Origin of the sequence: Micromonospora sp. LOL_013 (assembly GCF_048060315.1) — a bacterium.
In the GTDB taxonomy this organism is placed as follows: Bacteria; Actinomycetota; Actinomycetes; order Mycobacteriales; family Micromonosporaceae; genus Micromonospora_E.
On sequence record NZ_JBHMIQ010000011.1, the window covers coordinates 85255 to 98550 of the forward strand.

The following is a 13296-nucleotide window of genomic DNA, read 5'->3' on the forward strand; positions in this document are numbered from 1 at the left end:
CGGCACCGGAGCGGGATTACTCCCCGGCTCCGAGGCGTTGTCGTCAACGGTCGCCGTTGCGCAGAAATCAGACTTTGGGAGTCGGCAGTGGACGAGGTCCGCAACCTGATCATCATCGGCTCGGGGCCGGCCGGTTACACCGCTGCGGTGTACGCCGCACGCGCCAACCTGCGCCCACTCGTCATCGAGGGGGTGCAGTCCGGCGGAGCACTGATGACCACCACCGAGGTGGAGAACTTCCCCGGCTTCCCGGACGGCATCATGGGTCCGGAGCTGATGGACTCGATCCGCAAGCAGGCCGAGCGCTTCGGTGCCGAGTTCGTCACCGACGACGTGACGCGGGTCGAGTTGGCCGACACCGGCACCCCGGGCGCCACCGAGGCCAGCACGGTGTACGTGGGCGAGACCGGCTACCGGGCCAAGGCGATCATCCTGGCCACCGGCTCCGCGTGGCGTCCCCTGAACGTCCCCGGTGAGCAGGAGTTCCTCGGCCACGGGGTGTCCTCCTGCGCAACCTGTGACGGCTTCTTCTTCCGGGGGCAGCACGTCGTGGTGGTCGGCGGTGGCGACTCGGCGATGGAGGAAGCCACCTTCCTCACCCGGTTCGCCGAGTCGGTGACCATCGTGCACCGCCGCGACGAGTTCCGGGCCAGCCAGATCATGGCGACCCGCGCGCTCGGCAACGACAAGATCCGGGTCGAGTGGAACAGTGTCGTCGAGGAGATCCTCGGTGCCGACGGTAAGGTCTCCGGGATCCGGCTGCGCAACACGCACACCGGCGAGTCCCGGACACTCGACGTCACCGGGGTCTTCGTCGCGATCGGTCACGACCCACGGAGCGAAATGTTCCGCGGCCAGGTTGAGCTCGACCAGAACGGCTACGTGCTGGTCGACTCGCCGAGCACCCGGACCAGCGTGCCGGGCGTGTTCGCCGCCGGTGACCTGGTCGACCACACCTACCAGCAGGCGATCACCGCTGCCGGCAGCGGTTGCGCGGCGGCGCTCGACGCCGAGCGTTACCTCGCCACACTCGAAGAGGTCTGACCGCCGGCGCGCCGGCGGTCGAGGAGGAGGATTTTCCCGTGGGAGCTACCCGAGCGGTCACCGAGGCCAGCTTCGCCACCGACGTACTGATGTCCGACAAGCCGGTGCTGGTGGACTTCTGGGCCGAGTGGTGCCAGCCGTGCCGAAAGGTCGCACCGCTGCTCGAGGAGATCGCCACCGAGATGGGTGACAAGGTGTCGATCGTCAAACTGAACATCGACGAGAACCCGGAGATCGCCCGCCGGTACCGGGTGATGTCGGTTCCCACGCTCACCGTGTTCAAGGCCGGTGAGCCGGTGCAGTCGGTGGCCGGCGCCCGGCCCAAGGGCGACCTGGTCAAGCTGATCGAGTCGGCCTTCTGAACTTCAGCGGGGCTGCCCCGCGCGGCACGGCGGACCAGCCGGCCCACCTGACGGGTGGGCCGGCTGGTCCGTTTTCGGGCTGCTGGCGACGCCGTTATAGGGCTGCTGGTTGGTTCGTTCCCGGGCTGATCGTCCGAACACCGGGCGCTCCCCGTACGGTCCGCTTCGCCGTAACCCGGGTACGGGCACCTGCCGGCCGGGTTACGCTCCGGATCGTCCGCGCCTGCAGGGGGGAGGTCCACGTCCCGTGCGCCCGATCCGCCGTGACGATCAGGGTCCCGCCGTGGCCGAGATCCGCTCCATCCTGGTCAACCTGGAGCTGCTCGAGCCAACCCCGGGGGCCGACGTCTTCGACGCCCGCACCGAGCACGCCGTACGCGCCTTCCAGCAACTCCGTGGACTGAGCATCGACGGCCGGGTAGGCGCGGAGACCTGGCGGGCGCTGGACGCCGCCCGCTGGCGGCTCGGTGACCGGGCGCTCTACCACTCGATATCGCAGCCGCTGGTCGGCGAGGACGTCCGGGCGCTGCAGGAACGTCTGCTGGAGATGGGCTACGACGTGGGCCGCGCCGACGGCGTGTACGGCGGGCGCACCGCCCGCTCGGTCACCCAGTTCCAGCGGGAGGTGGGACTGACCGCCGACGGCGGCTGCGGGCCGTACACCATGCACGCGATGCGCAGGTTGGGCCGCAAGGTGGTCGGCGGACGCCCACAGTGGCTGCGGGAAGCCGACGCGTTCCGCGAGTCCGGCCCCAACCTGGTGGGCAAGACGATCGTCGTCGACCCTGGTCACGGGGGATCCGATCCCGGCGTTGTGGTCATCGACAGCGGCCGGCGCTGGTCCGAGGCGGAGCTGGCGTACGACCTCGCCGCCCGGTTGGAGGGGCGGCTGGCGGCAGCCGGGATGCGGGTGCATCTCACCCGGGGTCCGGCCACCACCTCGGTGCTCAGCGACCCGGCGCGGACCCAGTTGGCCAACGACGTCGGCGCGGACCTGTTCATCTCCCTGCACGTCGACGGGCATGCCAACCCGGCCGCCGACGGGGTGGCCACCTACCACTACGGCACCGGCAACGGGGTCACGTCGACGGTCGGCGAGCGGCTGGCCGGGCTGGTACAGCGGGAGATCGCGGTACGTACCGGCCTGCGCGACTGCCGGGTCCACGCGAAGAGCTGGGAGTTGCTACGGCTGACCCGGATGCCGGCGGTACGGGTGGACGTGGGTTATCTGACCTGCTCGGCCGACCGGGCCCGGCTGATCCGGCCCGGGTTTCGCGACCAGGTGGCAGAGGCACTGGTAGCGGCGGTGCAGCGGATGTACTACCCGGTGGAGCTGGACGTGCCGACCGGGTCGATCGACGTACACACGCTGCGCGCGGTGGTCGACGCGACGGCGGAGGCCTGAACCACGTCAGTCAGTTCGTCGCCGCGTGGGTGGCCGGGCGCAGCAGGTGCTCCGGAGTCATCGAGCCGAGCAGCTTCTCCAGGGCGTACTCGACGTCCGACTTCCACGACAACGCGGTCCGCAACTCCAGCCGTAGCCGGGGGAACCGGGGGTGCTGTCGGACCGTCTTGAAGCCGACCGACAGGTAGAAGTCGGCTGGGGCGAGACAGCCCCGACCGGACGTCTCCGCCGGGTCGGCGGTGGCGTCACCGAACGCCTCGATCGCCTTGATGCCCCGTTTGGTGAGATCCCGGGCCACGCCCTGCACCAGCATTCGCCCAAGGCCACCGCCGGCGAACGGCTGCACCACGTGCGCCGTGGTCAGCAGTACCGCGTCGGCGGAGACCGGGGACGTCGGGAACGCCATCGACCTCGGCAGGTAGGCCGGCGGCGCGTACATCACGAAGCCGGCCGGCATGCCGTCGACGTAGGCGAGCTTGCCGCAGGAACCCCACTCCAGGAGAGTCTGGGAGACCCACGCCTCCTTCTCCAGCGCCGGGTCGCCGGAGGTCCGGGCGCGGTCGGCCGCCACCGGATCGAGCTCCCAGAAGACACACCGCCGGCAGGATCTGGGTAGCTCCTCCAGCGTGTCCAGCGTCAGACTGACCAGACGTCGCGACATTGGCGATCCCCCACCACCGAACCGGTCAAGCGTTGAAACCCGCCGAGCCTCACCACGCGCCGTCTCCTGTCCCCAACGAGCGATCGTACGCCGCAACCTCGCGTCCGGGGAGAGGTCGGGCGTCCGGTCGCTGTCTTCGCAGGCCAATCCGGGTTCGCTGGTCCGACATATGGTCGGTGTGGTAATGCCCACGCCGGACCGCGACACGCCGGACTACCATCAGACGATCAGTGCGTGTCGCGGCCCGACCCGGCACCACCGGTGCGACGCGTTTCGAGGTGAGGTCATGACCGGCACGACGCTCGACGACTACACCGACCGCTATGCCCGCCGGGTCCGGGGGATGACCGCCTCGGAGATCCGGGCGCTGTTCGCCGTCGCCAGTCGGCCGGAGGTGGTGTCGCTCGCCGGCGGAGCCCCGTACGTCGCCGCGCTGCCGCTGGACGCGGTCGGCGAAATGCTCGGCCGCCTCGCCGCCGAGACCGGCACCTCGACCCTGCAGTACGGCATCGGCCAGGGCACCCTCGACCTGCGGGAACGGATCTGCGAAGTGATGTCGCTGTCCGGGATCGACGTTTCGTCCGGGGCCTCCCCCGAGGACGTGGTGGTGACCGTCGGCGGGCAGCAGGCCCTCGATCTGGTCGCCCGGCTCTTCCTGGACCCGGGCGACGTGGTCCTCGCCGAGGGCCCCACCTACGTCGGCGCCCTCGGCGTGTTCCAGGCGGCGCAGGCCCAGGTGGTGCACGTGCCGATGGACGCCGACGGGCTGATCCCCGAGGCGCTGGAGCAGGCGATCACCGAAGTGGCCCGGTCCGGCCGACGGGCGAAGTTCCTCTACACCATCCCGACGTTTCAGAACCCGGCTGGCGTGACGCTGACCGACGAGCGCCGCGACCGGGTACTCGACATCTGCGAACGCGCCGGCCTGCTGGTCGTCGAGGACGACCCGTACGGCCAGCTGAGCTTCGACGGCGAAGCGCCGGCGCCGCTGCGGGCCCGACGCCGGCACGGCGTCTTCTACCTGAGCACCTTCTCCAAGACCTTCGCGCCAGGGCTGCGGGTCGGTTGGATTCTCGCCCCGCACGCGGTACGCGAGAAGCTGGTCATCGCCAGTGAGGCGCAGATCCTCTGCCCCAGTGCCTACGCCCAGGCCGCGGTCGCCACCTACCTGGCCACCATGCCGTGGCGGGAGCAGCTCAAGACGTACCGGGAGGTCTACCGGGAGCGGCGGGACGCACTGCTGTCCGCGCTGACCGACCTGATGCCGGCCGGGACGACCTGGACCCGACCGAGCGGCGGCCTGTTCGTCTGGGCGTCGCTGCCGGACGGGTTGGACGCCAAAGCCATGGTCCCCCGGGCCATCGCCGCCCGGGTGGCCTACGTTCCCGGCACCGGCTTCTACGCTGACGGCTCCGGGGCCGGCAACATGCGGCTCAACTTCTCCTACCCCCCGCCGGAGCGGATCCGGGAAGGCGTCCGGCGGCTGGCCGGCGTGATGGAGCGGGAGTCGGCGATGCGCGAGGTCTTCGGACCGGTCTCCGGCGGATCTGGCCGACGCCAGCGCCCCGGCGCGGACGCGCCCGGGCCTGACTTGGCATGATTCGGGCATGAGCCCAGCGTTGGACCCCACCGCAACCGAATCATCGTCGTCGTCCGCCGCCCCGGATCCGCGTGTGCTCGTTCTCGCCGGCGGGTTGTCGTACGAACGCGACGTCTCGCTGAAGTCCGGTCGCCGGGTGCTGGACGCGCTCCGCTCGGTCGGCGTCGAGGCCGAGATGCGCGACGCCGACGTCTCGCTGATTCCAGCGCTGCGCTCCGACCCGCCGGACGCGGTGGTCATCGCGCTGCACGGGGCGACCGGTGAGGACGGCTCGCTGCGCGGCGTACTGGATCTCTGCGGCGTGCCGTACATCGGCTGCGACGCCCGCGCCGCCCGCCTGGCCTGGGACAAGCCGTCGGCCAAGGCGGTGCTGCGCGAGGCGGGCATCCCGACCCCGGACTGGGTCGCGCTGCCCCACGACCGGTTCTCCGAACTGGGTGCGGTCGCCGTGCTGGAGCGGATCGTCGAACGGCTCGGCCTGCCGCTGATGGTCAAGCCGGCGCAGGGTGGCTCCGGGCTGGGCGCGGCGGTGGTACGCGAGGCGGCGGAACTCTCCGCAGCGATGGTTGGCTGCTTCGCGTACGACTCGACGGCGTTGGTGGAGCGGTACGTCACCGGGATGGACGTCGCCGTATCGGTCGTCGACCGGGGCGCCGGCCCGGAGGCGCTACCGGCCGTCGAGATCGTGCCACGCAACGGTGTCTACGACTACGCTGCCCGCTACACCGCCGGACTGACGACGTGGCACGCGCCGGCCCGGCTGGACGAGCCGGCTGCCGAGCAGGTGGCGGCGACCGCCGTCGCCGCTCACCGGGCACTCGGGCTGCGGGATCTCTCCCGCGTCGACATGATCGTCGACGCCGACGGCCGGCCGCACGTCCTGGAGGTCAACGTCTCACCCGGGATGACCGAGACCTCGCTCTTGCCGCTGGCGGTCCAGGCTGGCGGGCTGGACCTCGGTGAGCTGCTCGCCACGCTGGTGGTCCGGGCCGCGGCCCGACCGTACGACCCGGCGAACTGATCACCGGGCGCTGCCGGTCGGCGACCCCGCCGAATCGCCCGCAGCCGGGACTTCGGGCCCGCCCTGGTCCGTAGCGCCCTCCGGGTCCGGGTCGTCGTCCTCCTCCGCCTCAGTACCGGCACCTGCCGCGGCCCTGTCGTCGGTGGGGGCAGCGGCATCCTCGACGTCGGCCGGGTCGGCAGCAAGAGGTTCACCCTGCTGGGTAGTAGCGACGTCGCTGGCGAGTTCGCCGAGATCAGCAGCTGGTTCGATGCTCTCCATCGGCACCACGAGCTCGGCCACGGCCGGTCCTGCACCGTCGATCTCATCGAAGTCGTCGACGCTGACCGGATGGCTCGCCTGTTCGGTGAGGTTCGACGGTGCCCGCCACTGAATCCGCGGCGGCTCAGCGAGCTGACGACCGCCGAACTCCGCCAGCCACGCGGCGACCAGCGCCAGGTTCTCCCGCCAGCGTGACTCGGAGATCGGCGGCAGGATGCTGTCCCACAGGGAGAGGAACGTGCCACGGAGCTGCAGCTGCCCGTACGGCCGAGCCAGGAACCACAGGTGCAGGTGTGCCGAGCCGTCCCCCCATCGGTTCACGTGAACCCGGGCCACGCCGTCGAGCGACCGGATCGCCCGCTCGAGCCGGACGGTCATCACGCCGAGTTCGGCCGCGAGCAGGTTCGGCAGATCGCCGAGGTCGAAGTGGGACCGGGACTCCAGGATGAGGACCATCGGTAGCCCGGTCGGGCGGTCCATCGCACGGACCCGCCAGCGTTCGCTGACCCAGATGTACGCGTCGTCCGGGGCGGAGCAGGACGAGCATTCCGCCGTGCCCTCACCCTTGCGAGGCGGTTCGACGTCAACCGGGTCATCGAGTCGCTTGACCCGCAGGTCGCCCTCGAAGGGGAAGGATGGCCATCGCGCGAAGTCGGGAACCGAGGCAGGGGTGTCTGGCACGACGCTGACCCTAACCGAGTCTGCGCCGCCTGTCGTTCCCCGTTTCGGCCGGCCCGCGACTCTCATCCGGTGGGACGACCGGTCCCTGGTCGGCTGCCGACCACGGCTCGCCGTCCCAGTTCTCCACAGGAGTTATCCACAGGGCGCCAGCCCGGTCTACCCGCTGTTTCACGTGAAACGAGGCACCCTGTGGAAAACGCCTGTGGAAAACGCCCGGCCCCGTAGCGGATCGATCCCGGGGACACCCGGGAGCCGCCCGGTCGGCCGCGGATACGTCTTGGTGCCTCCGGTAGCCCGGTCTTCTCAACGATCCATCGACCGAGTGGTAACCGGGCTCGGCGAGCCGTCTGGCGCCGCCCGGAACAGCCGTAGGTCGGCCCTCCGGAGCGGCCGGGCGAGACCGTCGTTCGGTTCCACGTGAAACATCGCTACCGGGCGCCCCCACTGGCCCCACCGGGCAGCTACCGGGCCGGGTAGCGGCCCCCGCCGGCCCACCGTTTCACGTGGAACGAGCCGCGCGGTCGCCTCCGACCGGGCGACTGGCGAGTGCGTGGGTGCCGACTCCGGGTGGACCGGTCGGCAAGGGTGGACCGGTCGGCAATGGCAGGGGCCGGGGCGTTGAATCGGCGCGGGCCGGGACCGCAGAAGAAGGGCTGGTGTTTCACGTGAAACACCAGCCCCTGCGAGGACATGCCATCTGCCGGGTCGACGGACCGGCCCGGCAAATCAGTCGACGTCGCCTGAGGTGTCGTCCCCGTCGCCCACTCCGATGATTCCGACGATCCGCTCCAGGTCGTCGACCGTGGCGAACTCAATCGTGATCTTGCCCTTGCTCCGCCCGATGTCGACCTTGACCCGGGTGTCGAATCGGTCAGACAGGCGATCGGCGAGATCGGTGAGGGCCGGGGCGTGGGCCTTCGGGCGACGCTGCGGACTGGCCGTACGCTTCGCCGAGTCATCGGTCCCGGCGAGCGCCACCAGTTCCTCGGTGGCCCGGACCGAGAGCCCTTCGGCGACGATGCGTAGCGCCAGGGCGTCCTGGGCGTCGGAATCGTCGAGGCTCAGCAGCGCCCGGGCGTGACCGGCCGACAGCACGCCGGCGGCCACCCTCCGCTGCACCTGAGCCGGCAGATTCAACAGTCGGATCGTGTTGGAGATCTGCGGCCGGCTCCGGCCGATGCGCTTGGCGAGTTCTTCGTGGGTCGCCCCGAACTCGTCGAGCAACTGCTGGTACGCGGCCGCCTCCTCGAGCGGGTTGAGGTTGGCCCGGTGGATGTTCTCCAGCAGCGCGTCCCGGAGCATCGCGTCGTCCCTGGTGTCCCGGACGATCGCGGGGATGGACTCCCGGCCGATCGCCTGCGCGGCACGCCAGCGGCGTTCCCCCATCACCAGCTCGTACTGCTCACCGTCGTCCAGCTGTCGTACGACGATCGGCTGCAGGAACCCGACCTGCTCGATCGAGACCTTCAGCTCCTCGAGCGCCTCGTCGTCGAAGACCTGGCGGGGCTGCTTCGGATTCGGGATGATCGCGGCGACCGGCAGCTCGGCGAACCGGGCACCAGGCACCGGCGACAGGTCGACGGGCGGCGACAGGTCGACGGGCGTCGCGACGGCCGGTTCCGTCGCGACGGCAGCAGCGGTCCCGCCGCTGCCGGAGACGGCCGCAGTGGCCGGGGACGGAGTCACCGGAGCCGGGGCTGGCTGTGCGACACCCGGCTGAACCGGAGCGGTGGTGGGGATGAGGGCACCGAGCCCGCGCCCGAGCCCGCCCTTCGGACGGTTCTTCATGCCCTGCCTCCCGCTCCAACCACCGTGTCAGACATTGCGACCGAGCCGAGCGACACCGCGCTCGGCGATCTCCTGGGCCGCTTCGAAGTAGCTTGTCGCACCCCGCGATCCGGGATCGTAGGTCATCACCGACTGGCCGTAGCTCGGCGCCTCCGACACTCGGACGTTGCGGGGGATGACCGACTGGAGCACCTTGTCCCCGAAGTGGTTGCGCACGTCCTGCTCGACGGCGTCGGCCAGCCGGGTCCGCCGGTCGTACATCGTGAGCAGGATGGTGGAGACGTCCAGCGTCGGGTTGAGATGCTGCCGGACCAGGTTGATGTTGTTGATCAACTGGTTGAGTCCTTCCAGCGCGTAGTACTCGCACTGGATCGGGATCAGCACCTCTTGCGCGGCGACCAGCGCGTTGACCGTCAGCAGACCCAACGACGGTGGGCAGTCGATGAACACGTAGTCCAGCTCGACCGGGTACGCCGTGATGGCTCGGGACAGCCGGGACTCCCGGGCCACCACGGAGACCAGCTCGATCTCGGCCCCGGCCAGATCTATCGTCGCTGGGACGCACCACAGGTCGGGTATCCCCTCGACCGGCTGCGCCACCTCGGTCAGCGGCACGTTGTCGATCAGGCAGTCGTAGACGTCCGGTACGCCCGCGTGGTGCGGGACGTTGAGTCCGGTCGAGGCGTTGCCCTGTGGGTCGAGGTCAACAACCATCACCCGGTTCCCGTGCAGTGCCAGGGCCACCGCGAGATTCACCGTCGTGGTCGTCTTACCGACGCCCCCCTTCTGGTTGGCCACGCACATCACCCGGGTCCGGTCCGGCCGGGGCATGGTCACCTCGCCGCTGGGGTTCAGAATCTGCACGGCGCGCAAAGCCTCCATAGCCAAGGGGGGATCATCCTCTTCCCGATTCGGTGTTTCACGTGAAACGTACGGCTCGTCGGCGGCCGGGGAGGTCGGGTTGGGCGCCGGTTGCTCCGGCGTCGGGGATGCGGCGCCGACCGACGTGTCCGCTACGAGCGGCACGCCGGCCCGGGTCGGGACGCCCGGCGTGGTGGGCACCGGCGCCGTCGTGGGCGGCTGAGGTGCCCCGCTGACCGGCACCGCCCCACCCTCCGGCCAACCCGGGTGGTACGCCGTTTCACGTGAAACCAACGTGGGGTCGCCGACACCGTGGCGCTCGCCGGTCAACCGCGGATCCTCGAAACTACCGTTGTCATGCACCGTGTCATCCCTGCCCGCGTTGGATGGATCGGCACCGCCAGCGCTCACGACCGCGCTTCGGGCGTGGCGTGCGGACCGGCACGGGGCGGCAGGAGTCGTGCAACTTCGCGTTGCCGCCCGGTCCAGACTATCGACGCGCGGTCAGCCTACGGGGAACAGGGCCGGTGTGGCCACGGCCGACTGTCCGACGTGTCGCAGCCTTCACGTCGTTCCACCCCGCGATCAGGGCGGGTTCGGCGGTCGGCCCCGGGTCCGCCGCGACGAACGCGGCCGTACTCGGTCGCCGCGTCCCGAGCGGCGTCGACCACCTGCCCCGGGCACCGGAGCGGACCGTTCGATCTCCACCACGGTGGTCGGCGGGTCGAGCCATCGTTCGCCGCAGCGACGCAGCACCGGATCACCGCCACCCGACCGAACCACCGCCGATCGGTGCTCGGTGATCTCCGCCCCGGCCGAATCGCCCTTCATGGCGAGTAGCCGCCCACCGGGCTCGACCAGCGGTAGACACCAGCCGGCCAGCCGGTCGAGTGGGGCCACCGCCCGCGCGGTGACCACCGGTGCCGCACCGTCGGGGAAATCCCGGCGCAGTTCCTCGGCCCGGCCACGCAGTACGCGGACCCGGTCGGTGAGGCCAAGGACCGACACCGCCTCGACGAGAAAAACGGTACGCCGGGCCAACGGCTCAACCAGGATGACGTTGAGGTCCGGTCGCGCCACGGCCAGGACCAGCCCGGGTAGACCGGCTCCGGATCCGACGTCCAGCACCGTCGCCCCGTCGGGGACGAGTTCGCCGAGGACCGCGCAGTTCAGCAGGTGCCGCTCCCAGAGCCGGGGTACCTCGCGCGGCCCGATGAGTCCACGGAGCAGTCCCTCCGAGGCCAGCAGGCCGGCGTACCGGACCGCTAGCCGCAGCTGCTCGGCACCGAAGATCTCGCGGGCACAATCGGGGGGCGACGCCAGCGTGGCCGGTCCTGACGGAACGGGCGCTCCAGACGGAACCGGCCCGGACGGGAACCCGTCCGGGCCGGTAGCCACCCGCTCAGTCTGCTCGGGCAAATCGGTCATGGTGCTCAGTCGGCCGGACGGACGACGATGCGCCGGGTCGGTTCGACACCCTCGGACTCGCTCAGCACGCCGTCGAGTGCATTCACCACGTCGTGCACGCACTTGCGCTCGAAGGCGGACATCGGCTCCAGCCGCACCGGCTCGCCGTACTCCTTGACCTTCTCCACCGCGTTCTTCGCCACCGCGGCCAGCTCCTTGCGTCGGTTGTTCCGGTAACCACCGACGTCCAGCAGTAGCCGGCTGGGCGATCCGGTCTGCCGGAAGACCGCAAGCCTGGTCAGCTCCTGGAGCGCCTCCAGGGTCGCACCCCGCTGTCCGACCAGGGCACTGAGCTGCCCGCCGACCACCTCCACCACGGGGCGTCCGGCGGAGACCAGCTCGTCGATGTCGCCGTCGTAGTCGAGGATGTCCAGCAGTCCCTCGACGTAGTCGGCGGCAATTTCGCTCTGCTGGAACAGGTCGCTGTCGGTGGCGGCGGAAGTGGGCGCTGACGCGCCCTTGCCGGCCGCGTCCTCGTCAGCCTCGTCGGTGCCCGCGTCGTCGGCGTCGCCGGGGCGGTCGTCAGCGCCGTCGGCGGCCGGGGCCGGGACAACCTCCTCGTCGACAGACGGGTCGGCACTGGGCAGGCTGGTATCGGTCACGGTGTCATCTCCGTACTCGCTCGGCGGAACCGGTCGGTCCGCTGGTTACCGAGGACCGGCGGACGGGCGCCGTGCCCTCGGGAGGTCTACATTGCCGCCGTTGCGGCTGTGCGGGACGCCCCGCCGGCCACCGGGAAGCCCGCCAGCAGTCGCCGGCCGCCGGCACGTCTGCCCGGTCAACCCGGACGCTTCGCCGGCCGCCGCTTCTTCGGGTTGACCGGCTTGGCACCAGGCTTGGGCTTGAGACCCTCGCGGACCGGGGCCGGCTCGGAGGCGGCGGCCTCGGCACCGTTGCCGCGCCGGGCGAAGACACCGGCCGACTTGGGCTTGGCGTCGGTCGTGCCGGGCTTGCGTGACTGGCCGGCACCGGACTTCGCCGCCGGCCGGCCGGCGGATTTCGAGGTCGAGGTCGAGGTTGATTTCGCAGCCGGCTTCCCCTTGCCGGCCGGCATCGGCGGGGGCGGGAACTTGCGCAGTACCCACTGCTGCTGGCCAAGCGTGACCATGTTGTTCACTACCCAGTAGATGATGACGCCGATCGGGAAGATCGCGCCGGAGATGAGCAGCGAGGCCGGGATTCCGTAGAGCATCAGCCGCTGGATCATCTTCTGCTGCGGGTCCTCCGCCCAGCCGGTCTTGAGGATCATCTGTCGGCTGGTCAGGTAGGTGGTCACGATCATGACGATCACCAGGATCCCGGCGATCACCTTGACCGTGGTGCCGCTGGCACCCATCGCCGCCAGCTCGTCGGCGGTCGAGCCGAACCGCCCGGCGATCGGCGCGGTGAACAGGCTGGCCCGGGAGGCCTCGTAGAACTGGTCCGCGGTCCAGCCGTACAGGTCGACGTTGCGGGTCTGCTCCGGGTTCAGCCGGCGCAGGATGTGGAACAGGCCGAGAAAGACCGGGATCTGCAGGAACATCGGAAGGCAGCCCATCAGCGGGTTGGCCTTCTCCTTCCGGTACAGCTCCATCATTTCCTTCTGGAGCGTCTCCCGGTCACCCTTGTGCTTCTCCTGCAGCTCCTTGACCTTCGGCTGCAGCGCCTGCATGGCCCGCTGTGACTTGATCTGCTTGACGAAGACCGGGAACAGGATCACCCGGACCGTGACCACCAGGAAGATGATGGCCAGGATCCACGACCAGTTGGTGCCGAGCACCTCGGTCGACGGCACACCGATCCGGTCCCAGGCCGAGTGCCAGAACAGGAGGATCCACGAGATGGCCCAGTAGATCCAGTCGAGACTCAATTCGGGGCTCCAGTCGCATCGGCACGGCGGCCGCCCGGCATCGGTACCGGGTCATATCCACCGGGGTGGAAGGGATGACAGCGCAGCAGGCGCCAACCCGCCAACAGCACCCCCCGAAGTGCTCCGCGCCGGGCGATCGCCTCCTGGGCGTACGCACTGCACGACGGGTAGAACCGACAGCGGGCCGGCAGAGCCGGGCTTATCCAACGACGGTACGCGACGATCGCACCTGTCAGCAGGCGGCCACCCGGTGTCGCGGGGCGAGGTAGATCGTCGGAGGCGGTCATCGGGCGTCC

Annotated in this window: 13 protein-coding genes; 5 read left to right on the plus strand and 8 right to left on the minus strand. The window is 70.3% G+C overall.

What is annotated here, in order from left to right; all coding sequences use genetic code 11:
• Positions 1-87 precede the first annotated feature (87 nt).
• The 3 genes from trxB to ACFHWS_RS09665 all read left to right on the plus strand — a co-directional run bounded on the left by trxB (position 88) and on the right by ACFHWS_RS09665 (position 2811).
• A complete protein-coding gene (gene trxB / locus ACFHWS_RS09655; RefSeq protein ID WP_416550886.1) occupies positions 88-1044 on the plus strand; it encodes a thioredoxin-disulfide reductase in 957 nt (318 codons plus the stop codon).
• Positions 1045-1082: 38 nt separating this feature from the next.
• On the plus strand, positions 1083-1406 hold the full coding sequence (gene trxA, locus ACFHWS_RS09660) for a thioredoxin (protein ID WP_123606654.1): 324 nt from the start codon (positions 1083-1085) through the stop codon (positions 1404-1406).
• Between the two features lie 247 nt (positions 1407-1653).
• A complete protein-coding gene (locus ACFHWS_RS09665; protein WP_416550887.1) occupies positions 1654-2811 on the plus strand; it encodes an N-acetylmuramoyl-L-alanine amidase in 1158 nt (385 codons plus the stop codon).
• Positions 2812-2821: 10 nt separating this feature from the next.
• Here ACFHWS_RS09665 and ACFHWS_RS09670 read toward each other — a convergent pair whose 3' ends face one another.
• The gene (locus tag ACFHWS_RS09670; protein ID WP_416550888.1) at positions 2822-3472 is read right to left on the minus strand and encodes a GNAT family N-acetyltransferase; all 651 of its coding nucleotides are present in this window, start codon (positions 3470-3472) and stop codon (positions 2822-2824) included.
• A 286-nt stretch (positions 3473-3758) separates the two neighbouring features.
• Here ACFHWS_RS09670 and ACFHWS_RS09675 point away from each other — a divergent pair, with 286 nt between their 5' ends.
• A complete protein-coding gene (locus ACFHWS_RS09675; RefSeq protein WP_416550889.1) occupies positions 3759-5072 on the plus strand; it encodes a PLP-dependent aminotransferase family protein in 1314 nt (437 codons plus the stop codon).
• 7 nt (positions 5073-5079) lie between these two features.
• Positions 5080-6093 (plus strand): D-alanine--D-alanine ligase family protein, encoded by a 1014-nt coding sequence (locus ACFHWS_RS09680; protein ID WP_416550890.1) that lies wholly within the window; start codon positions 5080-5082, stop codon positions 6091-6093.
• On the opposite strand, the gene ACFHWS_RS09685 is transcribed toward ACFHWS_RS09680, so the two are convergent.
• From ACFHWS_RS09685 to yidD, 7 genes are all read right to left on the minus strand, one after another.
• Positions 6094-7035 (minus strand): hypothetical protein, encoded by a 942-nt coding sequence (locus ACFHWS_RS09685; protein ID WP_416550891.1) that lies wholly within the window; start codon positions 7033-7035, stop codon positions 6094-6096.
• A gap of 726 nt (positions 7036-7761) precedes the next feature.
• Complete coding sequence (locus tag ACFHWS_RS09690) at positions 7762-8823, minus strand: ParB/RepB/Spo0J family partition protein (protein WP_416550892.1); 1062 nt, start codon at positions 8821-8823, stop codon at positions 7762-7764.
• A 27-nt stretch (positions 8824-8850) separates the two neighbouring features.
• A complete protein-coding gene (locus ACFHWS_RS09695; RefSeq protein ID WP_416550893.1) occupies positions 8851-10047 on the minus strand; it encodes a ParA family protein in 1197 nt (398 codons plus the stop codon).
• A gap of 222 nt (positions 10048-10269) precedes the next feature.
• Complete coding sequence (rsmG, locus tag ACFHWS_RS09700; RefSeq protein ID WP_416550894.1) at positions 10270-11112, minus strand: 16S rRNA (guanine(527)-N(7))-methyltransferase RsmG; 843 nt, start codon at positions 11110-11112, stop codon at positions 10270-10272.
• A gap of 5 nt (positions 11113-11117) precedes the next feature.
• The gene (locus ACFHWS_RS09705) at positions 11118-11753 is read right to left on the minus strand and encodes a protein jag (RefSeq protein ID WP_416568046.1); all 636 of its coding nucleotides are present in this window, start codon (positions 11751-11753) and stop codon (positions 11118-11120) included.
• Positions 11754-11929: 176 nt separating this feature from the next.
• Positions 11930-13000 carry a membrane protein insertase YidC gene (yidC, locus tag ACFHWS_RS09710; protein ID WP_416550896.1) on the minus strand — a complete coding sequence of 357 codons (1071 nt, stop codon included), beginning with the start codon at positions 12998-13000 and terminating at the stop codon, positions 11930-11932.
• Positions 12997-13287, minus strand: a complete 291-nt coding sequence (yidD, locus tag ACFHWS_RS09715; protein WP_278172879.1) for a membrane protein insertion efficiency factor YidD — start codon at positions 13285-13287, stop codon at positions 12997-12999. The genes yidC and yidD overlap by 4 nt, the downstream gene beginning before the upstream one ends.
• Positions 13288-13296: the final 9 nt, after the last annotated feature.

Coding starts and splice junctions, on each gene's coding strand:
- rsmG (WP_416550894.1), bottom strand. CDS start 11,112: ATGACCGATTTGCCCGAGCAGACTGAGCGGGTGGCTACCGGCCCGGAC.
- ACFHWS_RS09690 (WP_416550892.1), bottom strand. CDS start 8,823: ATGAAGAACCGTCCGAAGGGCGGGCTCGGGCGCGGGCTCGGTGCCCTC.
- ACFHWS_RS09670 (WP_416550888.1), bottom strand. CDS start 3,472: ATGTCGCGACGTCTGGTCAGTCTGACGCTGGACACGCTGGAGGAGCTA.
- ACFHWS_RS09675 (WP_416550889.1), top strand. CDS start 3,759: ATGACCGGCACGACGCTCGACGACTACACCGACCGCTATGCCCGCCGG.
- ACFHWS_RS09680 (WP_416550890.1), top strand. CDS start 5,080: ATGAGCCCAGCGTTGGACCCCACCGCAACCGAATCATCGTCGTCGTCC.
- yidD (WP_278172879.1), bottom strand. CDS start 13,287: ATGACCGCCTCCGACGATCTACCTCGCCCCGCGACACCGGGTGGCCGC.